At 65.5% G+C, this 20,402-nt stretch carries 23 protein-coding genes; 16 read left to right on the forward strand and 7 right to left on the reverse strand.

Going from position 1 to position 20,402, the window contains the following annotated elements; translation table 11 throughout:
• The first annotated feature begins 20 nt into the window (after positions 1 to 20).
• The 3 genes from CH306_RS13745 to CH306_RS13755 are packed head-to-tail and all read left to right on the forward strand — an operon-like array spanning position 21 to position 2,476.
• Positions 21 to 1,154 carry an 8-amino-7-oxononanoate synthase gene (locus CH306_RS13745; RefSeq protein WP_094646863.1) on the forward strand — a complete coding sequence of 378 codons (1,134 nt, stop codon included), beginning with the start codon at positions 21 to 23 and terminating at the stop codon, positions 1,152 to 1,154.
• Positions 1,151 to 1,849, forward strand: a complete 699-nt coding sequence (gene bioD / locus CH306_RS13750) for a dethiobiotin synthase (RefSeq protein ID WP_094646899.1) — start codon at positions 1,151 to 1,153, stop codon at positions 1,847 to 1,849. The genes CH306_RS13745 and bioD overlap by 4 nt, the downstream gene beginning before the upstream one ends.
• Positions 1,850 to 1,891: 42 nt before the next feature.
• Positions 1,892 to 2,476 carry a hypothetical protein gene (locus CH306_RS13755; RefSeq protein ID WP_094646864.1) on the forward strand — a complete coding sequence of 195 codons (585 nt, stop codon included), beginning with the start codon at positions 1,892 to 1,894 and terminating at the stop codon, positions 2,474 to 2,476.
• Between the two features lie 46 nt (positions 2,477 to 2,522).
• Here CH306_RS13755 and CH306_RS13760 read toward each other — a convergent pair whose 3' ends face one another.
• A complete protein-coding gene (locus tag CH306_RS13760; RefSeq protein ID WP_032394174.1) occupies positions 2,523 to 3,029 on the reverse strand; it encodes a pyridoxamine 5'-phosphate oxidase family protein in 507 nt (168 codons plus the stop codon).
• Between the two features lie 117 nt (positions 3,030 to 3,146).
• Here CH306_RS13760 and hemL point away from each other — a divergent pair, with 117 nt between their 5' ends.
• The 7 genes from hemL (at position 3,147) to CH306_RS13795 (ending at position 11,158) form a co-directional block, all read left to right on the forward strand.
• Positions 3,147 to 4,466 (forward strand): glutamate-1-semialdehyde 2,1-aminomutase, encoded by a 1,320-nt coding sequence (gene hemL, locus CH306_RS13765; protein WP_032393897.1) that lies wholly within the window; start codon positions 3,147 to 3,149, stop codon positions 4,464 to 4,466.
• Between the two features lie 35 nt (positions 4,467 to 4,501).
• Positions 4,502 to 5,164, forward strand: coding sequence for a histidine phosphatase family protein (locus tag CH306_RS13770; protein WP_032393898.1), 663 nt, complete (start codon positions 4,502 to 4,504; stop codon positions 5,162 to 5,164).
• Positions 5,157 to 5,753 carry a TlpA disulfide reductase family protein gene (locus tag CH306_RS13775; RefSeq protein ID WP_094629718.1) on the forward strand — a complete coding sequence of 199 codons (597 nt, stop codon included), beginning with the start codon at positions 5,157 to 5,159 and terminating at the stop codon, positions 5,751 to 5,753. Before CH306_RS13770 ends, CH306_RS13775 begins: the two co-directional genes overlap by 8 nt.
• Positions 5,750 to 6,568: a cytochrome c biogenesis CcdA family protein gene (locus CH306_RS13780; protein WP_032393900.1), complete on the forward strand. Its 819-nt coding sequence runs from the start codon at positions 5,750 to 5,752 to the stop codon at positions 6,566 to 6,568. The genes CH306_RS13775 and CH306_RS13780 overlap by 4 nt, the downstream gene beginning before the upstream one ends.
• Positions 6,565 to 8,184, forward strand: coding sequence for a cytochrome c biogenesis protein ResB (resB, locus tag CH306_RS13785; protein ID WP_032393901.1), 1,620 nt, complete (start codon positions 6,565 to 6,567; stop codon positions 8,182 to 8,184). Before CH306_RS13780 ends, resB begins: the two co-directional genes overlap by 4 nt.
• A gap of 3 nt (positions 8,185 to 8,187) precedes the next feature.
• Entirely contained in the window at positions 8,188 to 9,153 is a 966-nt protein-coding gene (gene ccsB, locus CH306_RS13790) for a c-type cytochrome biogenesis protein CcsB (RefSeq protein ID WP_032393902.1), read from the forward strand.
• Positions 9,154 to 9,931: 778 nt separating this feature from the next.
• Positions 9,932 to 11,158: a nucleotide-binding protein gene (locus CH306_RS13795; protein WP_441344278.1), complete on the forward strand. Its 1,227-nt coding sequence runs from the start codon at positions 9,932 to 9,934 to the stop codon at positions 11,156 to 11,158.
• Positions 11,159 to 11,170: 12 nt separating this feature from the next.
• Here the strand turns inward: CH306_RS13795 and CH306_RS13800 are convergent, their stop codons facing one another.
• On the reverse strand, positions 11,171 to 11,368 hold the full coding sequence (locus CH306_RS13800) for a hypothetical protein (protein ID WP_032393904.1): 198 nt from the start codon (positions 11,366 to 11,368) through the stop codon (positions 11,171 to 11,173).
• Positions 11,369 to 11,503: 135 nt separating this feature from the next.
• Positions 11,504 to 11,719 carry a BldC family transcriptional regulator gene (locus CH306_RS13805; RefSeq protein WP_008713732.1) on the reverse strand — a complete coding sequence of 72 codons (216 nt, stop codon included), beginning with the start codon at positions 11,717 to 11,719 and terminating at the stop codon, positions 11,504 to 11,506.
• A gap of 199 nt (positions 11,720 to 11,918) precedes the next feature.
• Between CH306_RS13805 and CH306_RS13810 the strand changes: the two genes are divergently transcribed.
• Positions 11,919 to 12,272, forward strand: a complete 354-nt coding sequence (locus CH306_RS13810; protein ID WP_094646901.1) for a DUF4229 domain-containing protein — start codon at positions 11,919 to 11,921, stop codon at positions 12,270 to 12,272.
• A complete protein-coding gene (locus tag CH306_RS13815) occupies positions 12,269 to 13,351 on the forward strand; it encodes a PLP-dependent cysteine synthase family protein (RefSeq protein WP_045198946.1) in 1,083 nt (360 codons plus the stop codon). Before CH306_RS13810 ends, CH306_RS13815 begins: the two co-directional genes overlap by 4 nt.
• A gap of 6 nt (positions 13,352 to 13,357) precedes the next feature.
• Here the strand turns inward: CH306_RS13815 and CH306_RS13820 are convergent, their stop codons facing one another.
• The 3 genes from CH306_RS13820 to CH306_RS13830 are packed head-to-tail and all read right to left on the reverse strand — an operon-like array spanning position 13,358 to position 17,495.
• Positions 13,358 to 13,669, reverse strand: a complete 312-nt coding sequence (locus CH306_RS13820) for a hypothetical protein (protein ID WP_082074079.1) — start codon at positions 13,667 to 13,669, stop codon at positions 13,358 to 13,360.
• Between the two features lie 5 nt (positions 13,670 to 13,674).
• A complete protein-coding gene (pepN, locus tag CH306_RS13825; RefSeq protein ID WP_094646865.1) occupies positions 13,675 to 16,134 on the reverse strand; it encodes an aminopeptidase N in 2,460 nt (819 codons plus the stop codon).
• A gap of 26 nt (positions 16,135 to 16,160) precedes the next feature.
• Entirely contained in the window at positions 16,161 to 17,495 is a 1,335-nt protein-coding gene (locus tag CH306_RS13830) for an HNH endonuclease signature motif containing protein (RefSeq protein ID WP_179272837.1), read from the reverse strand.
• A gap of 278 nt (positions 17,496 to 17,773) precedes the next feature.
• Between CH306_RS13830 and CH306_RS13835 the strand changes: the two genes are divergently transcribed.
• The 4 genes from CH306_RS13835 to CH306_RS13850 all read left to right on the forward strand — a co-directional run bounded on the left by CH306_RS13835 (position 17,774) and on the right by CH306_RS13850 (position 19,325).
• Positions 17,774 to 18,115, forward strand: a complete 342-nt coding sequence (locus CH306_RS13835) for a nitroreductase/quinone reductase family protein (protein WP_094646902.1) — start codon at positions 17,774 to 17,776, stop codon at positions 18,113 to 18,115.
• A 65-nt stretch (positions 18,116 to 18,180) separates the two neighbouring features.
• Positions 18,181 to 18,396, forward strand: coding sequence for a hypothetical protein (locus CH306_RS13840; RefSeq protein ID WP_032393909.1), 216 nt, complete (start codon positions 18,181 to 18,183; stop codon positions 18,394 to 18,396).
• Positions 18,397 to 18,402: 6 nt separating this feature from the next.
• Positions 18,403 to 18,912, forward strand: coding sequence for a Clp protease N-terminal domain-containing protein (locus CH306_RS13845; protein WP_094646867.1), 510 nt, complete (start codon positions 18,403 to 18,405; stop codon positions 18,910 to 18,912).
• 32 nt (positions 18,913 to 18,944) lie between these two features.
• Entirely contained in the window at positions 18,945 to 19,325 is a 381-nt protein-coding gene (locus tag CH306_RS13850; protein ID WP_032393911.1) for a phage holin family protein, read from the forward strand.
• Here CH306_RS13850 and CH306_RS13855 read toward each other — a convergent pair.
• On the reverse strand, positions 19,322 to 20,191 hold the full coding sequence (locus tag CH306_RS13855) for a 1,4-dihydroxy-2-naphthoate polyprenyltransferase (RefSeq protein ID WP_032393912.1): 870 nt from the start codon (positions 20,189 to 20,191) through the stop codon (positions 19,322 to 19,324). The two genes, CH306_RS13850 and CH306_RS13855, sit on opposite strands and share 4 nt — an antisense overlap.
• Positions 20,192 to 20,402: the final 211 nt, after the last annotated feature.

Below are 20,402 nucleotides of genomic sequence, written 5' to 3' on the forward strand. Positions count from 1 at the left end.
CGTTCAAGTATGGTGCTGCCATGACCGCTCTGGACTGGCTCGACGCCACCGCGCACGCCCGACGCGAGGACGGTCTCGAGCGCATCGTGATCGCCCGCACCGCCGAGGACGACATCCTCGATCTGGCGTCGAACGACTACCTCGGACTGTCCAGGCATCCGGCCGTCATCGACGGAGCCTGCGCCGCTGTGCGCCGATGGGGCGGCGGGTCCACCGGATCGCGGCTGGTCACCGGGACGACGACCGCACACGAGCGCCTCGAGGAGGATCTCGCGGAGTTCGTCGGAGCCGAGGCCGGACTGGTGTTCTCCTCCGGTTACACCGCCAATCTCGGGATCGTGACGGCACTGGCGGGCCGAGACGCGCTGGTGATCTCCGATGCCGCGTCGCACGCCTCGCTCATCGACGCCTGCCGCCTGTCGCGGGCCCGGGTGGCCGTCGCTCGGCATTGCGATACCGGCCACGTCGACCAGCTGTTGCGCGAGCGTCGCGAACAGCGGGCCCTCGTGGTGACCGATTCGGTGTTCAGCGCCGACGGCGATCTCGCGCCTCTGGCCGAGCTGTACGCGGTGTGCCGGAGACGGAACGCGGTGCTCGTCGTCGACGAGGCGCACGGATTGGGTGTACGCGGGGACGGTGGCAGGGGAGCCGTCCACGAAGCAGGCCTCGCCGGAGCGCCGGACCTGGTGATCACCGCAACGCTGTCCAAGGCCCTCGGATCGCAGGGTGGAGTGGTGCTCGGGCCGGCAGCGGTGCGCACGCAGGTGATGCACGGTGCACGCACGTTCGTGTTCGACACCGGACTCGCACCCGCCTCCGTCGGAGCGGCGTCGGCCGCGCTGACCGTCCTGCGGGGCGAACCCGACCGGGTGCACTCGATCGGTATACGTGCAACACAACTTGCCGCCGCAGCAGGCGTCGAACCGACGACATCGGCGGTCGTTCCGGTGATCATGGGCGACGCACAGCGGGCAGTGCGCGCGGCGGCGGACTGCCTCGAGCTCGGCGTCCGCGTCGGATGCTTCCGGCCGCCGTCGGTTCCGGCCGGCGGTTCTCGACTGCGACTGACCGCGCGCGCCGATCTCACCGACACCGACATCGATCGTGCCGCGTCGGTCCTCGCGGCGGTGTCGAATGCGGCGGTTGTGTGGTGACGGTTCTGCTGGTGACCGGAACGTCGACCGGAGTCGGCAAGACCGTGATCACCGCGGCACTCGCGGCGGCAGCGCGGGCAGGCGGGCGGTCCGTCGCTGTGTGCAAGCCGGCGCAGACCGGCGTCGGAGACGGTTACCCTGACGAAGCCGATATCGATGTGGTGCAACGCCTTTCGGGCGTTCGGGGAGTGGAGCTGGCGCGGTATCCCGAGCCGCTGGCCCCGGACGTCGCGGCCCGCCGATCGGGTCGGCCGATGCTCGAACTCGACGCTGTGATCGGAGCCGTGCGCGAGCTCGACGCAGCCAACGACCTCGTGCTGGTCGAAGGCGCAGGGGGAGTGGCGGTGCGTTTGGGCGCAGGAGGGTTCACCGTGCTCGACGTCGCCAAGGCCATGTCTGCGCCGATCGTGATCGTGGCCGGTGCGGAGCTGGGAACGCTCAACCACAGTGCTCTGACCGTTGCGGCAGCGCGGGCGGCCGGCGTCGACTGCGCAGGTCTGGTGATCGGGTCGTGGCCCGCCGCACCGAGCCTGGCCGCGCGGGTCAACCTCGACGAGCTGCCGCTCGTGACGGGTGTCGGGCTCATCGCGTGTATCCCGGAGGAGGCGGGTCTGCTCCCGTTGCGCGCTTTCGAAGCCGTGGCGGTCGGTGCCTTAGGTGAGTTTGTCGAGTCTTTACTCGGGTACCCGGCATAGATCGACTGCCGGTCCGGCAGTCGAGAACATGGGAGTCCGCCAATGAGCACCACCGTATGGATCATCGTCGCAGTAGTAGTCGTACTCGTCGTCGTTGCCCTCGCCGTCGTCGTCGCACGCAAGGGCAAGGAACGTAAGAGGTTGGAAGCGAACGAGATTCGCGAAAAGGCAGCCAACGACGCAGCAATCGTCGAAGAGCGTGAACTGCTGGCGAGGGAAAGCGAGGCCAAGGCACGCCGGGCCCGGGCAGAAGCGGATGTCAAAGCAGCCGAGGCCGACAAGCTCGCGCAGCAGGCTCAGTCACATCAGGGTGTTGCGGCGAAGTCGCGCGATGAGCTGGACGCCGAATTCGCTCGCGCGAACGAACTCGATCCGGACGTCGATCACCGATCGGGTGCCGAGGCCGCACACACGGACAACGACGGCCGGTCGGATGATCACGATCGAGCGCATCACCGCGGGGCAGACGTCGGCGAGACCTTCCCCGGCCGGCACGACTCCGGGACACGAAACGCCGCTGATCGTGATGCCGCCACGCACACCAGCGCCGACCCGCGTAGCACCGGGGAGAAGGTTCGCGACACCGTCGACCCACGCACGGACAACGGACACCACCGCACGAACTGACCGGTAGAAGCTGCTGCCGTCCGGGGCGAGCCCGGCACGATCGGTACTAGCCGGTCGAATTGTGCGGTAATTCGAGTTCGACGACGTCGTGCTCGCCGAGGTCCGGTCGCTCGTTGGTGATCTTGGCCTTGGCGTAGGCCAACAGGTTCGAGACCTTCGACCCAGGGGTGGACCAGTACTCGGCTCCCTCAGCGGCCACGTGGATCAGGTCGACCTCGCGCGAATCGGGGTTCTTCTCGAACCACGCGGCCGCTCGGGTGTTCCACAGTTCCTCGGCCTTGGTGGTGTTGTCGACCACCGCGGCCGTACCGGACAACGACACCCAGCCCTCGCCGGACTGGAACGAGACGTTGACGGTCGGGTTCGCCGCGATGTCGCTCACCTTCCGCGAATCGTGAGCGGCGAAGAACCACAGGTCGCCGTCGAACTCGGCTTCCTGCAGCGCCATCGGGCGCGAGATGAGGTGACCGTCTCGGCCGACGGTGGTGAACATGCAGAGCCCGGCTTCGGACATCAATTCGGCGACTTTGCTGACGCCATCGGTGTTGGTCATCGGCACCGACTACCCGGCGCACTCGCCGTTCAACCACCGAAACAGGCCGATCCCCCGCTTTCCGGATTATTACGCCCTGTAGTTGGTGATTTCACCGAACCTGGGACACTGGAAGTCGTGACTGTTTCCCCCGGCAACGACGCCCCCGTATCGGCCCAACTCTTCGCCCGCGCGAGCGCGGTCATTCCCGGCGGCGTCAACTCGCCGGTACGTGCCTTCGCGTCGGTCGGCGGAACGCCCCGCTTCATCACGCAGGCCAGCGGATACACCATGACCGACGCCGACGGAAACTCCTACGTCGACCTCATCTCGTCCTGGGGTCCGATGATCCACGGACACGCCCACCCGGCCATCGTCGAAGCCGTCCAGAAGGCAGCCGCGACCGGCCTGTCGTTCGGCGCACCCACGCTCCGCGAAATCGAACTCGCCGAGGAAATCGTGCGTCGCGTCGGCCCCGTCGACCAGGTTCGTCTTGTGAATTCGGGCACAGAGGCCACCATGAGCGCCGTGCGTCTGGCTCGCGGCTTCACCGGCCGCACCAAGATCGTCAAGTTCTCGGGCTGCTACCACGGCCACGTCGATGCCCTCCTGGCCGACGCGGGCTCGGGGCTCGCCACGCTCGGACTGCCGACCTCGCCCGGCGTCACCGGCGCACAGGCGTCGGACACCATCGTCGTTCCCTACAACGACCTCGCCGCCGTCACCGCGGCCTTCGAGGCCAACCCGGGCCAGATCGCGTGCATCATCACCGAGGCAGCCGCAGGCAACATGGGCGCCATCCCTCCGGTCACCGGCTTCAACGAGGGACTGCGCCGCCTCGCGACCGAGCACGGCGCACTGCTGATCATGGACGAAGTGATGACCGGCTTCCGCGTCAGCGCATCCGGCTGGTACGGCATCGACGGAATCGCAGGCGACCTCTACACCTTCGGCAAGGTCATGTCCGGCGGATTGCCGGCCGCGGCATTCGGCGGTCGAGCGGACGTGATGGCCTATCTCGCGCCCGCCGGACCGGTGTACCAGGCAGGCACGCTCAGCGGTAACCCCGTCGCCGTCGCGGCCGGACTGACCAGTCTGCAACTGGCCGACGCAGCCGTCTACGAGAAGCTGCAGACCAACTCGCAGCGACTCGGAACACTGCTCGGCGACGCCCTCACCGCCGAAGGCGTCACCCATCACGTGCAGTTCGCGGGCACTATGGTGAGTGTGTTCTTCGCCGATGGACCCGTCACCGACTACGCGCAGGCCAAGGCCGCGCAGACGTGGCGATATCCGGCGTTCTTCCACGCCTTCCTCTCCCGCGGGGTGTACCCGCCGCCGAGTGCATTCGAGGCCTGGTTCGTCTCCGCTGCCCTCGACGACCGAGCCTTCGAGATCATCGCCGACGCGGCCCCGGCCGCCGCGAAAGCCGCAGCTGCCGCCACCGCAACGAACTGATTCACCACCCGACTAGCGAGAAACAGGACCCCGACGTGACCGAGGCCCCCGCAACACATCCGCACTCGACGACGCGCACCATCGTGCACGTCCTCCGGCACGGCGAGGTGCACAACCCCAAGGGCATCCTGTACGGGCGGTTGCCGGGCTTCAAGCTGTCGGTGACCGGCCAGTCGCAGGCCAAGGCAGTGGCCGATGCGCTCGCAGGCCACGACATCACCCACGTCGTGGCATCACCTCTGCTGCGCGCGCAGCAGACCGCCGCGCCGATCGCAGCGGCCCACGGTCTGTCGATCGCCGAGGACGAGAACCTCATCGAAGCAGGCAACGAATTCGAGGGCCTCCGCGTGGCCGTCGGTGACGGTGCCCTGCGCCGACCACGGCACTGGTGGAAGCTGCGCGACCCGTTCACCCCCTCCTGGGGCGAGCCGTACCTGCAGATCGCGCACCGCATGCTCGCCGCCGTCAACGCGGCCCGCGTCGAAGCCGTCGGGCACGAGGCCGTGTGCGTAAGCCACCAGCTCCCGGTGTGGACGCTGCGCCGGTTCCTGCAGGGCGACCGGCTCTGGCACGACCCGCGCAATCGTCAGTGCGGGCTCGCGTCGCTGACCTCGCTCGTCTACGAGGGCGATCAGCTCGTTGACCTCGTCTACTCCGAGCCCGCGGGAGCATCCGATCCGAGGATCACCGGTGCGTAGATTTTTCCTCGCCGTCTGTGCAGCGTCTGCCATCGCTCTTGTCGCAGGATGCTCGACCGGCACCGACGCGGTGGCGCAGGGCGGCACTTTCCAGTTCGTCTCACCCGGCGGGCAGACCGACATCTTCTACGAGCCCGACGAACGCGGCACCATCGGCGAACTGTCCGGGCCGGATCTGATGACCGAGGGCAAGACGACCTCGTTGTCGGACTACGACGGTGACGTCGTGGTTCTGAACGTCTGGGGCCAATGGTGCGGACCGTGCCGCGGTGAGGCCGACGACCTCGAAGACGTCTACGAGGCCACCAAGTCCCTCGGCGTCGAGTTCCTCGGCATCAACGTGCGCGACGAGTCGCAGACCGCCGCACAGGACTTCGTGGTCAGCAACAACGTCAGCTACTCCTCGATCTACGACCCGCCCATGCGCACCCTGACCGCGCTCGGCGGCGTCCCCACCTCCGTCATTCCGACGACCGTCGTGCTCGACCGGCAGCACCGCGTCGCAGCAGTGTTCCTGCGTGAGCTGCTCGCCGAGGACCTGCAACCCGTCGTCGAACGCGTGGCAGCCGAGGAGCCAGTGCAGCAGTGAACGTGACTCACCTGGCCGGGATCGGCGCGAGTTTCCAGGAAGCTGCGGCCTCCGGGCCACTGATCCTGGCCCTCGGGGCCTGCGTGCTGGCCGGGCTCGTCTCCTTCGCGTCGCCCTGCGTGGTGCCCCTGGTGCCCGGCTACCTGTCGTACCTCGCCGGAGTTGTCGGAGCCGACGCTCCGGCCGTCAGCGCCGACGAGGCAGCTGTGCAGACGAAGGTGCGCAGCGGTCGATTGCGCGTCGCCGGGGCGGCGGGATTGTTCGTTCTCGGATTCACCGTCGTCTTCGTTCTCGCCACCGCGTCGGTGTTCGGAGCGATCTCCGTCCTGGCGATCAACCGCGAACTGCTCATGCGGATCGGCGGCGTCGTCACCATCGCCATGGGCCTGGTATTCGTCGGACTGATCCCGGCCCTGCAGCGCGATGTGCGCTTCGAGCCGAAACAGATCGGCTCACTGGCCGGAGCACCGCTGCTCGGCGGCGTCTTCGCACTCGGATGGACCCCGTGCCTCGGGCCGACGCTCGCGGGCGTCATCTCGTTGGCCGCAGGTACCGACGGTACGACGGCAGCGCGCGGCGTCGTCCTGATCGTGGCGTACTGCCTCGGTCTCGGCTTACCGTTCGTGATCCTCGCGTTCGGTTCGGTCAGCGCGCTGCGAGGCGTCGGCTGGCTACGTACACATGCACGACAGATACAGGTGTTCGGCGGAATCATGTTGATAGCAGTAGGAATTGCACTGGTCACCGGTGCCTGGGATCAGTTCGTCGGCTGGGTGCGCGACGCCTTCGTCTCCGATGTGGTGTTGCCGATATGACCGCCGACACCGAAGAGCGCACCGAAGCGTCGCCGCCGCACAAGCAATCGGTGCTGGGCAGGGGAGTGGCCCTGGTTCGCAACACCTGGCGCGGCCTGACCAGCATGCGCACCGCGCTGGTTCTGCTGTTCCTACTTGCCTTCGCCGCTGTGCCCGGTGCCCTGGTGCCGCAGCGCAGCCTCAACGCGGGCAAGGTCGACGAGTACATCGCCAACCGCCCGACCCTCGGCCCGATCATGGACAAGCTGGAACTGTTCGACGTCTTCGGCAGCTTCTGGTTCACCGCGATCTACGCACTGTTGTTCATCTCGCTGATCGGCTGCATCCTGCCGCGCTGCATCGAGCACGCGAAGCAACTGCGCACCAAGCCGGTTCGCGCGCCCCGTAACCTCTCCCGCCTGCCGCACCACACCCGCTACGACGTCGACGGAACGCCGGAGGAGATCGCCGCACAGGTGCGCACTCAGTTGCGCGGTTGGCGCGTCGCCCAGAGAACCGAGGACAGCGGAGCAGTGACGCTGTCGGCGGAGAAGGGCTACGTCCGCGAACTCGGCAACCTCGTCTTCCACCTCTCCCTCGTCGGACTGCTCGCCGCCATCGCCATGGGCAAGCTGCTCGGCTACGAGGGCAACCGCATCGTCATCGCCGACGACGGCCCGGGCTTCTGCACCTCGACCCCGGCGAACTACGACTCGTTCCGCGCAGGCAACCTCGTCGACGGCACCGACCTCGAGCCACTGTGCGTGCGCGTCAAGGACTTCACCGCCGACTACCTCGACACCGGCCAGGCCGAGATGTTCACCTCCAACATCGAGTACCAGGCGGGCCAGGACCTCACGAACAACGTCTGGCGCGACGACCAACTTCAGGTCAACCACCCGCTGCGCGTCGCTGGGGACCGCGTCTACCTGCAAGGGCACGGCTACGCACCCACCTTCACCGTGACGTTCCCCAACGGCGAAACCCGCACCGACACCATCCAATGGCAGCCGACGGACGCCACGACCTTCCTCTCCAGCGGAGTGCTGCGCGTCGACCCGCCCGGCGGCCTGTATCCCGACCCTCTCGACCGGCGCAAGAATCAGATCGCCATCGAGGGTCTGTTCGCGCCGACGGCGTCGTTCCACGGCAGCCTGCTGTCGTCGAGCTTCCCCGCCATGAACGACCCCGCCGTCGCCATCGACATCTACAAGGGCGACACCGGACTCGACACCGGACTGCCACAGTCCATCTTCTCGCTCGATCAGGAAATGATCGCCCAGGGCAGACTCGTGAAGCAGGACCGCGTCAACCTGATGCCGGGAGAATCCGCGACCCTCAGCGACGGAACGATCGTCACGTTCGACGGAGCGAAGGAATTCGTCAACCTTCAGGTCTCGCACGACCCGGCTCAGACCTGGGTACTCGTCTTCGCGCTCACGATGATGGGCGGACTGCTCGTCTCACTGGTGATCAAACGTCGCAGAATCTGGGTCCGACTCACCGCCGACGCCCAGGCACGACGTACTGTAGTAGACCTCGGCGGACTTGCACGCACCGATCAGGCGGGGTGGGGCGAAGAGTTCGACCGCCTGTGCACCCGCCTGCTCGGCGATACCTCGAAACAGGAGAACTGACCGATGCCGATCAACGAGACCCTCTCGCAGTACAGCGACTGGTCCTTCGAATCAGCGTTCACCATCTACGTGCTCGCATTCGTCCTGCTCATCGCCCAGTACGCCTCCGCCAAGGCGACGGCAGTACAAGCCAAGGAACTCGTCGGTGCCGGTGCCCCCATTGCCGACAGCCGACCCGGACGCGTCGTCGAAACACCGAAGCGACCGCTGTCCGAACGACTCGCAGGCATGGGCTTCGCGTTGCTCGCCCCAGCCCTCGCCCTGCACGTCGCCTCGGTGGTACTCCGCGGCTTCGCCACCCACCGCTTCCCGCTCGGCAACATGTACGAGTTCGTCACCATGGCCACGGCAGCCGCCGCCCTCACCTCGGTGATCGTGCTGCGCAAGAAGACGATGCGCCCGATGCTCGTGTTCGTCCTCGCGCCCATCATCGTGCTGATGTTCTTCGCCGCCACCAAGCTCTACGCCGACGCCGCACCGGTCGTCCCCGCTCTGCGCTCGTACTGGCTGCCCATCCACGTCACCATCGTCAGCGTCGGAAGCGGCATCCTGCTGGTCTCCGGCGTCGCGAGCCTGCTGTTCCTGCTCCGCATCAAGCAGCCCCTGGGAGAGGAAAGCGTCGGGTTCTGGGGCAAATTCGCCTCCAAGCTGCCCGACGCCCAAGCTCTCGACCGACTCGCCTACAAGACGACGATCGTCGCCTTCCCGCTCTTCGGAGCAGGCGTCATCCTCGGCGCAATCTGGGCCGAAGCCGCATGGGGACGTTTCTGGGGCTGGGACCCCAAAGAGACCATGTCGTTCATCACCTGGATCATCTACGCCGCCTACCTGCACGCCCGCGCCACCTCCGGATGGCGCAACACCCGCGCAGCGTGGATCAACATCGCCGGATTCACCGCCATGCTCTTCAACCTCTTCATCATCAACATGGTGGTCTCGGGACTGCACAGCTACGCGGGACTGAACTGACCTTCGCTCGTTCCACAGCCTCCACGCTGGACCTCCAGCTGGTAGCGTCCGATCCGGCTCGATGGGGGACACATCCGAGCTCGGATCTTCGATGTGGGACGCGAACTGGGGGGAATCGGTCATGGCCGATCGGCACGAGGACAACTGGCAACCCGTCCGGCCACTGGACGACGATGTACCGGAAGATCATGCAGCGCCGCCCACGGGGTCCGAACCGATCGCCGTCGCAGCGACGACGGAGGCCACACCCACACCGCCGCGCGAGCCCTTTCGATCGACCCCCATCACCATGCCGCCCGAAAGCATCTCGAACCCGCCCGCGCCGCAACCCGAGACCGCGCCGACACCTCCGCCGAATCCTGCACCGCGCGCTTCCCGACCGAAAGACCTGTCTGGGCCGGTAGAAGGTGACGGCAAGGATGCCGGGGTCGCCGCGACCCCGGCCGAGGAAGGCAAGACCGCGACGGCAACACCGACGACACCGGTGCAAGCGCCGAAGGCTCCCGTGGCGCCGACCGTGAAACCGACTCCTCCACACACGCCCCCCGAGGCGAGCCCGCCCGTCGCGTCGGCACCACCCCCGCCGCAGGGTCCGATGCCGTCAGGCCCGGTGCCTTCGGGCCCGTTGCCTTCGGGCCCGTTGCCTCAGAACTCGACTCCGCAGAACTGGGCTGCTCAGAACTCGGCTCCGCAGAACTGGGCTGCTCAGAATTCGGTGCCTCAGAACTGGGCCCCTCAGAACCCGGGGCCCCAGAACCAGTGGGCTTCGCAAAATCAGTTGGCTCCGCAGAATCAGGCTGGGCCGCAACACAATTGGGCACCGCAGAACCACGGCGATCCGCAGGAGCACTCGGTGGCGGGGGGTCAGTGGCATACCCAGAATCAGTGGAACCCTCAGACGCAATGGGGACCTCAGCCCGGCCAGTGGCCCGGTCGGCAACATCCGAATCAGCCGCATCCTGGTCAGCCACAGCAGCTCAGGCAAGCCCCGGGTGATGCGATGGTGGTCGCACCGGCACCGGCACCGGCGGCCTTCGACCAGAGTCGGTCGGCGGAGCAGCCGGTCTCCTCACTCGATCTGGGCAGTTCGTTGCTCGTCCGATCGGGGAATGCGCCGCCGCTGGGAGGGTGGCGTCGGGCGTTGTATCTGATGACGGGTGGTCGTGTGGATGTCGGAAACAGTGCCGCCCAGCAGCGACGCTCGGCCCTGACCGCGCAGGTGGATCGGCCTCTTGTCGGATGCCATCGCGTCGCGGTGCTGTCGCTGAAGGGCGGTGTCGGCAAGACCACGACGACGGCCACCCTCGGCTCGACTTTCGCCGAGATTCGAGGTGATCGGGTGATCGCGATCGACGCCAACCCCGATCGCGGAACGCTGGGTCAGAAGGTGCCGCTCGAGACGACCTCCACCGTCCGTAATCTGTTGCGCGACATACATTCTCTGGACCGCTACAGCGACGTGAGGGCATACACGTCGCAAAACGTGCATCGACTGGAGGTGTTGGCATCCGATTCGGATCCGGCAGCCTCGGAGGCATTCAGCGGTGAGGATTACGATCGCGCGGTGTCGCTGTTGGAGAAGTTCTACAGCATCGTCATCACCGATTGCGGCACCGGTCTGATGCACTCGGCCATGGAACGAATTCTCGAGGGAGCCGACACTCTGGTGGTGGTCAGCTCGGGGTCGGTGGATGGTGTGCGCAGCGCGTCGGCAACGCTGGATTGGCTCGATGCGCACGGCTACCGGGAGCTGGTCGCCACATCGGTTGCGGTCGTCAACGGCGTTCGGCAGAGGGCCGGAAAGGTCGACCTGCAGAAAGTCGTCGAACACTTCGAGCAGCGTTGCGCTCGGGTTCGCACGATCCCGTTCGACCCGCATCTCGAGGAGGGGGCGGAAATCGAACTCGATCGTCTTCGTGGGCGCACACGAAAGGCACTGCTGGAAGTCGCGGCGGCGGTAGCGGCGGGATTCCCCGACGCGCCCACCGCTGCCCAACGCAACTGAGAACCACCGGACCTATTCGCTGGGTTCGGTGCCGGCCTCGGTTCCGTCTTTCCCTCCGCGGCGAGCCTCACGGTTGATCCGCCACAGAAAATCGGGATCGTCATCGGGTCCCACAGTGCGGGTGGGTGGAGCCTGCGTACTGGGTCCGAATGCCTTCCAGAACAGCACGATTACTGCCACCAAGCCGATCAACGCCAAAAGATAGATCACGACGCACCTCCTACTACGAGAGTAGCTGTGATGCAACCACCTCCGCACCCGTCGAGCGTCGAAGATTCCTGAGAATGTTCGATGAGTTCGTACGGGTGCGGATACTGCGGGTGGATCGGCCCCAGAGCCAGCCGATCAGTGGTGTGTGCCGGCTTCCGTCGTCAGTGAGGTCAGCAACTGCATGACCTCGGTCTCGCGGAATCGACGGTGCCCGCCCGGAGTGCGGAGGGATCCGAGGCGGCCGGCATGTGCCCAGCGCGTCACTGTCTTGGGGTCGACGTGGAAAAGCGCGGCTACCTGACCCGGAGTGAGCAGTGAGTCCTGAGCCTTGTGAAATGTGGGTGCGCTCATCTTGTCGTGTCCTCCTACGATGCGGTTCGGTGCATATGCGTCGAACCGGAGATATCGGTCTGCTGCGTTCGATCCCCATGGTTGCACTCGAACCCCTAGGTACTCGACTGATACAAGGTTGGTAAAGGGGAGGTAATGGACAAATCGGTCATGCTGGGGGTGGGTCGGAGTGGCTGCCGAGCCCGGTAGATTGGGACCCGTGAGCGACGCGACGAATGCCGAGAGCAACGATTCAACCAGCGGAAATGCCGCGCCAGAAAGGTCGGCGAAGAAGTCACTCGCCGTCAACCTCGGTGTCTACACCTTCGCGCGACTGGCGCTCGTCGTCGTGATCGCGGCCGTCATCGTCGGCGTCGGTTTACTCTTCGGCGTCGAGGTCCCGGTACTCGTGGCCGCGATTTTCTCGGTGCTGATCTCACTACCTCTCTCGCTGCTCCTGTTCAAGAACATGCGCATCCGCGTCAACGAGTCCATCGCAGCCGTCGACGAGGACAGGCGCGCCGCGCGCGCGGACCTGCAGTCGAAGCTGCGCGGTGAAGACGGCAAGAAGTGACCAGGTCGGTCGATCATTCGGGATCCCGGGAGTGGGTCGACAACGCGGTCCGGTTGATCGAGGCCGATTCCCAGCGCAGCGCCGACACGCACCTGCTGCGATACCCCCTCCCCGCGGCCTGGGGAATCTCGCTGTATCTGAAAGACGAGTCGACGCACATCACCGGCAGCCTGAAGCATCGGCTGGCTCGGTCGCTCTTCCTGTACGCGATCTGCAACGGCTGGGTCACCGAACGCACCACGGTGATCGAGGCCTCGTCGGGCTCCACTGCCGTCAGTGAAGCGTATTTCGCCGGACTGCTCGGACTGAAGTTCGTCGCCGTGATGCCACGCAGTACCAGTCCCGCCAAAGTCGCACTCATCGAGTCTCACGGCGGAAGATGTCACTTCGTCGACAAGCCCGGTGAGATGTACACCGAAGCGCATCGACTCGCGGCCGAGCCCGACAGTCACTACATGGACCAGTTCACGCACGCCGAACGAGCCACCGACTGGCGCGGAAACAACAACATCGCCGAGTCCATCTTCGACCAACTTCGGCTCGAGGAGTGCCCCATTCCCGACTGGGTGGTCGTCGGTGCGGGGACCGGAGGGACCAGTGCCACCATCGGCCGCTACATCCGATATCGAAGGCATGCAACGCAACTGGCCGTGGTCGACCCCGAGAACTCCGCGTTCATCGGCGGCTACGAGTCGGGAGACGCGGGCTACGAAACAGGGCAGTCTTCACGCATCGAGGGCATCGGTCGACCGCGCGTCGAACCCTCGTTCGTCGGCCAGGTGATCGATCGAATGATCGCAGTACCCGACGCCGCCTCCGTGGCCGCCGCACGATTCACCTCGGACGCACTCGGCAAACGAGTGGGCGGATCGACGGGCACCAACATCTGGGGTGCGTTCGGATTGATCGCGGAAATGATCGCCGCCGGCCGCAGTGGGAGCGTGGTGACACTGCTGTGCGACGGCGGAGATCGGTATTCGCAAACCTATTTCGACGACACATGGGTCTCGAACCAGGGCATGGATCTCGACGAACCAACAGCAGCGCTCGAACAGTTCGTTCGTACCGGGGTGCTCTGAGCGGACCTACTTGCTCACCGCCATCGATGCCGCTGCAGTTGCGGCAGACACCGCGGCGACCGCCGGCCAGGCACCGATCTTCTTGGCCAGCGGGTGCGAGGCACCGAACGCGACGAGGTAGGTCCCGAGCAAGGCGCCGGCACGGACCGAACCCGAGGATCTCTGCCAACGGGTCGTGCATACCACCCCGACGGCTGCGAGCACCGCTCCGCCGAGCTGACGATTGTGAGACTGCCGGGCAACGGCGAAGCCGCCGAGCAGACCGCCGGCAGCGAGCGCAGAAGTGGCAAGCGAGCGGCGAGTGTCGTTGGTGGACATGGCCATCACCCTAGCCGCGCCTGCACTCGGAGGCTTCTCGCCAGGTGGTCTCGTTGCTCGATCACCAAGCGCCGCAGGGCAGCCGGTGCCCACTCGTGCTCGGCGAGCCAGCTGTCCGCGGCCTCCGTCGACGACTGCTGCGGGAACAGACGGACCACGATTCGCCTGGCGATCTCGATGCTGCGCGAGGTCCACAACGAGGAGATGGTCTCGAAGTAACGATTGCCGTAGGGCTGGGTCAGATCCGGTCGGTGCCCGGCCCCGAAACCGGTGATGAAGGCGTCGAGAACGTCGTTGGACGCATCGTCGCGCTCGGTGATGGCAGTCCACGCCCTCGCCTTGACCTCGGCATCGGGTATCGCCGTCGACGCCGCGGTGTGTGCGGTGCGTCCCGACAAGGTGTTGTCGGTGGCCAGCTCGGCGTCGAGCTCGGCTGCGGTCGCGTTCCCGGTTGCGGCCAGGGCCAACCAGAACGACCAGCGCTGATCGGGATCGAGACGTAGACCTGGCACCGTCGCTGTGCCGTCGAGAAGTGCGCGCAGTTCGGCAGCGCGGGAACCGTCGAGTTGGGCGGCGGCCGCGGTGGCTCGCCCCCACACCAACTGGGCGTCGCTCCCCGGCTCGCTCGCGTGCAGTTGCGTCCACGACGCCTCGAGCCACTGCCGGGTCGGTTCGTCCCGTCGGTCCTCCGGGAGGTAGTGCTCGAGGGCGTACGCCACGTTCGCGGTGACCGCCGACAGAAGGCCGATCTTGGGCTCGTTGGGCGCGAATCTGGTTGCGATGTCGATGTATTCGAGTGCGGACATCTCGGCGTCGCGGGTGGAGTTCCACAGCGCCGACCACACCAGGCCCCGGGCGAGGGGATCGACGATGCGATCGAGGTGGTTCCGCACGGTGGTGATCGAGCGCTCGTCGAATCGGATCTTGGCGTACGTCAGGTCGTCGTCGTTGAGCAGCACCAGTGCGGCATCGGGAAAGTCGACCGGCGTTCGTGCATCGGTGATGTCGAGTTCTCGGCGGTGCGTTCTCGTCAAATTCCCCGCCTCGTCGAGATCGTAGAGCCCGACGGCGATTCGGTGAGGCCGCGGTTCTGTCTGCTCGACGGCATCGCCGGTGTAGCTGAGCGTCGAGACGCCGGTGGTCTGCAGCCATGCTGCAGCCCAGGTATCGAGGTCGCGTCCGCTCGCTGCGGACATCTCGCTCAGTAAATCCGTCAGCGTGGTGTTGCCGAAAGCGTGGGTGCGAAAGTAGTTGCGGGAAGCGGCGAAGAAGGCATCTGCACCCACGAAGGCTCCGAGTTGTTTGAGGACGCTCGCCCCCTTGGCGTAGGTGATGCCGTCGAAGTTGAGCTTCGCAGCCTCGAGGTCGGTGATGTCGGCGACGATAGGGTGGGTGGTCGGCAGTTGGTCCTGCAGGTATGCCCACGCTTTTCGTCGGTTGGCGAAACTGACCCAGGCATCGGTGAATCGGGTCGCCTCGGCCGACGCGTACGCACCCATGAAGTCCGCGAAGGATTCCTTGAGCCACAGGTCGTCCCACCACTGCATCGTGACGAGGTCGCCGAACCACATGTGCGCCATCTCGTGCAGAATCGTGTTTGCGCGGGCCTCGTACTGGGCTTCGGTTGCCGCAGAACGGAATACATACGATTCGGTGAACGTGACCAGGCCGGGATTCTCCATCGCGCCGAGGTTGTATTCGGGGACGAAGATCTGGTCGTACTTTCCGAACGGGTACGGGTAGTCGAACTTGTCGTGAAAGAAGTCCAGCCCCCGCTTCGTGATGTCGAAGATGTCCTCGGCATCGAAGTATTCGGAGAGAGACGCCCGGCAGTACGCACCGAGAGGGACGGTGAGTTCGCCTCGCGTCCAGGACGATTGGACGCAGTGATACGGGCCTGCCGCAACTGCGGTGATGTACGTCGATATCGGCAGGGTCGGTACGAAGGTGGTGACCGAGTCGGCAGTGATTCCCTCGCGGTTCGACAGCACGATCCACGTCGGCGGAGCCGTGACCGTCAGGGTGAAGGGGGCTTTGAGATCCGGTTGCTCGAAGTTCGCGAACACCCGGCGTGCATCGGCCGGTTCGTACTGCGTGTAGAGATAGACGTTGTCGTCGACGGGATCGACGAATCGGTGCAGTCCCTCGCCAGTCCTGCTGTACCGTCCGTGCGCGCGAATCCGAACGATGTTGTGCTCGGTGAGCCCGACCAGTTGAATGCGGGAGCCGTCGTAATCGACCGCCGCGTCGATGCCGTTGACGGTGACTTCGTCGACTGTCGCACCGATGAAATCCACCCATGTCGCAGCGGTCGTCGCGTCGAATTCGATGGTCGTCACGGTCTCGAAGGTGTCGAGGTCCATGTCTTCCGCGCGCAGAAGGTCCAGGTGAACGCGATAATTCACCCCGCTGATGTGGCGCGATCGCCTGCGAGTTTCGGTCCGGGTCAGATTCGCGGTGCTCACCGAACCAACCCTATGCGATGGAATCATCACAGAGTCGGCGCAGTGAAGTAGTGGCGTCCGAGTGGATCGACGATGTGCAACACCCCCTCCGGCAGCAGTTCGGTGTGCCAGAGTTTGCGTGTTTTCAGGTTGTGGTGAAGCCGACAGCGCGGGCCGATGTTCGTCGGGATCGTCCAGCCACCTCGCTTCGGATTCTGCCGGTCGAACTCGACGATGTGGTCCAGATCGCACCGATCCGAAGGCACGTCGCAGCCGGGATGCAGGCAGTACGGATGGTCGGCTCGTACCCGCGCCGCGAGTGCCCTACTCGGTTTGTAAGACAGTGCCCCCGGCGGCGGAACCGTCATGCCTCCGTGTCCGTCGGGGTAGAGCGCGTGCTCGCCGAGAGGATTGCGCTCGACGACGGCCCGCCAACGTTCGATTAGCGTCCCTCCTCCCGGTCGCGGGCGCGGTCTATCACCGAGCGGCGACGCCTGGTCGGGTCGTGCTGTGTTCTCGGGTGGTGCTGTGGCCGGTCGCGGTTGCCCGATCGGACCAACAGGCCCCTGCGGCGCGGATTCAGTACTCGCGCTGGATGTCTCGTGGGCTGTGTCGCCGGCCGAAGCGTCGGTCGTGCCAGTTGGCTGCGGGTCCTCGGACTCGGGAGTGGCGGTGTCACCACGAGCGATCAGGCACGTCGCGCACTGGCAGACCAGTGTTTCGCCACGCATCAAGGCAGTGTGTGCTTCGCCTCGTCGTTGATCGGGGGATCGAGGGTCCTCCGGGTGCAGTCGCGCGATCACGGCGTCGATTCGTGAAATCTGTTCGTCGGCTTGACCGTCGGTCATCACCGCGGTCAGGCTGGACAGGCCCCGTGCTCTTCTCCGCAACCGGATTCTCTTCTCCGTGCGCGCGGCACGCTTGCGCACGTCGCGGTCCCACTCCGGATCGGCCTCGGTGAGCAGCCGATCGATCTCGCGCCCCAGGGCACCGGGTGCCATCTCTCCGGCGACCTTGAGAACCTCGGCTTCGATGTCGACCACCGTGCTCGGACGAGCGTGGAGCAAGTGATCGTGAATCGTCCTGACCCGCTCCATGTCGAGCGAACCGTCGACGAATCGACGCTTCACCGACGGCTGCAATCGGCGCCACATCTGCACCCTGTTGTTGACCGATGCGAAGGTGGACGACAGAGCCGCTGCCAGCTCGCAGATCGCCGAGCTGTAGAGATCCTTTTCTGTCACTCCGGTGTCCCACGGGGATGCGCATGCCGTTCGGCCGCGAACGTAATCGTCCATGAGCGACAGTTCCGATGCGAGAGCAGCGTTTATCCTTCTCCGCGCACCGAGGACGTCGGCGAGAGCAGAGTGATCGTCAGCCATCCACGTCGACTCGCGTAGCCCCATGTCACCCCCCAGCGACGAAGGGCCGAACACGTATTCGACCCGATGCCGAGAAGTGTAGAACCGGCCACCGACAAGTTCTGCCGTCCTGTTCGAGCATCCGACGAGGTCGACTACCGCAATCACACAAGTCCTCGAAGCCCTGGACGTAGTGGCCGAGTCGATGGAGGGCGGTGTGTCCTCGCAGTGACGATGCCGTAGAGCAGCAACGCCGCTACGCTTTTCCTCACGTGCAGGGGGACTCCGGAGGAGGCGAAGTGAACACCTTCCAGAAATCGGCAGCAGCGTTCAACAGGGTTTTCATGGTCGTGATGAAAGCGCCCGTGCTCGACAGGGTTCTCGGACGTTCGATGGGGATCCTGACGTACATCGGCCGAAGGTCCGGCAAGAAGATCTCGCTACCGCTGGCTATCGGCCGGAAAGGTGATCACCTGAAAGTGAGGGTGGCCATGCCGGACAAGAAGAACTGGTGGCGAAACTTCACGAACGACGGCGGTCGCGTCGACGTCGACCTCGGCGGCGTTCACTACTCCGGCCTGGCGACGGCGACCCGCGACGATCGCGGGCGGGTGACTGTCGACATCGCTTTGGATCGCTGACTGCACCGTATGCCAACGCGTCAACTGGGGTTGACAGCTGCCTTCTGTCAACTTAGATTGACATCATGACCGAAGCCACTGCACTTGCCGCCGCAGCTGCCAGTTCCGATCCGGGGGAGGGGCTGCGTGCGGTAGCCGCTCTTCGGCGGTTGCTCGAGCGCCTGGAGGCCGTTCAGGTCCAGAACGCTCGACGCAACGGTTGGGCCTGGCAGGCAATCGCCGACTCGCTCGGAGTCAGCAGGCAGGCCGTCCACAAGAAGCACGGCGGAAAGGGAAGGTAGGCAACAATGTTCGAGCGATTCACCAAGTCGGCCAGATCTGTCGTCATCAGCGCTCAGGGTCACGCAGGGACTCTGCACTCGCCCCGAGTGGAGCCTGTACATCTGTTTCTCGGCGTGCTGTCCGTCGCCGACGAGCCATTGCAGACGGCGCTGGGCGAGGCCGGGTTCACCGTCGACGAAGTGCTCGCGAACGTGCAGTCTCAGGATGCGCGTGCGTTGAGGTTCCTGGGAATCGACCTGGACGCTGTTGTCTCGACGATCGACTCCGCTCTCGGTTCGGGTGCGCTGGAGGGCGCACAGGCGTCACCGCATCATCTCCCTTTCGCCCCATCGGCGAAGGAAGTGTTGAAGCTGTCGCTGAAGGAAGCCGTCGAACGACGGGACCGCGAGATCGGCGTCGAACATGTTCTTCTCGGCTTGGTTCGCGGTGCCGATCCTTCGTTCACCGAACTGGTGCGGCAGCAAGGTTCGCTCCAGCAGTTGCGATCGATCGTCTCGCTCGTTCGGACGTCGTAGCTCTCGGCCGTCTGCGACCCTACGATGGCGCCATGAACTTCTTGATTCGGCTCGTGATCAACGCCGTTGCCATCTGGGTTGCCAAAGAATTCGTGGATGGCATCACTGTCACCAGTTCGGGGCGCGGCGACGGGTGGGACATCGTGGTGCTGCTCGGTATCGCGGCGGTGTTGACGATCGTCAATGCGTTCATCAAGCCGCTGGTGCAGCTGCTGTCCTTGCCGTTGCTGATTCTGACGCTCGGGCTGTTCACCCTCGTGATCAACGCGTTGATGCTGTTGTTGACGGGCTGGCTGTCGTCGCAGACCGGCTACGGTCTCGAGATCGTCGGGTTCGCCGCCGCGTTCTGGGGTGCGATCATCATCTCGATCGTGAACTTTCTGCTGGGTGCGTTGGTGCCGGACAAGCGTTAGGCGAAGGCCAATGCCACGCCGGTGCTCGCGCCCCAGACGAGCATCGCCAGGCCCGAATCACGCAGTGCCGGAATCAGCTCGAATCCGTGAGCTCCCTTGCGTACCGGGGAGTTCGCGCGAGCGGCGAAGGGCAGTGCGAGCAGGCCGACGAGTGCCCACGGGGTGCGAGCGATCAGAACGACGGTCATCGCGAACGGCACCACCAGTAGCGCGAGATGCAGGTAGCGGGTGCGGGCGTCGCCCAATCGCACTGCGAGGGTGAGCTTTCCCGACTCGGTGTCGGTGGGGATATCGCGAAGGTTGTTCGCGACGAGGACCGCGCTCGAGAACGAGCCGACTGCCACTGCTGCCAGTACTCCGGCCCAGTCGATCTGCTCGGCCTGTACGAACTGGGTGCCGAGGACCGCGACGAGACCGAAGAACACGAACACGGCTATCTCGCCGAAACCGCTGTAGCCGTACGGCTTCGAGCCGCCGGTGTAGTACCAGGCTCCGGCGATGCAGACCAGTCCGACGACGATCAGCCACCACGCGCTGGTCGCAGCCAGGACCAGTCCGGCCACAGCGCCGACGGCGAAGCAACCGATCGCGGCCTTCTTGACGGCCCCGGCGGACGCGGCCTTCGAGCCGACCAGTCTCAGGGGCCCGACTCGATCGTCGTCGGTGCCGCGGATTCCGTCGGAATAATCGTTGGCGAAGTTGACGCCCACGATCAGAGCCAACGAGACGACCAACGCCAGCAGCGCCTTCCACCACACTCCTCCGTCCAGCGACACGGCCGCACCGGTGCCGACGAGGACGGGGGCGATCGCATTCGGGAGTGTGCGCGGTCGCGCACCTTCGATCCATTGCGCAGTGGTGGCCATGAGCGACGATCTTTCCGTATCTGTCCGACGGGTGAGAACGCGGCCGGTCAGAACGGTAGGCGCGGCAATACCGGCAGCGGGATCACGGGCATCTGGACACCAGGAATCTGGGGCAGGGGCACCGTGGGGGCGGGCGGAGGTGCCGGCGGGTAGTAGTGCGGCTGCTGGTACTGCACGTAGGGCGCGGAATTCGCGGCAGCAGGCGCAGGTG

It is taken from the genome of Rhodococcus sp. 15-725-2-2b, assembly GCF_002259075.1.
In the GTDB taxonomy this organism is placed as follows: domain Bacteria; phylum Actinomycetota; class Actinomycetes; order Mycobacteriales; family Mycobacteriaceae; genus Rhodococcoides.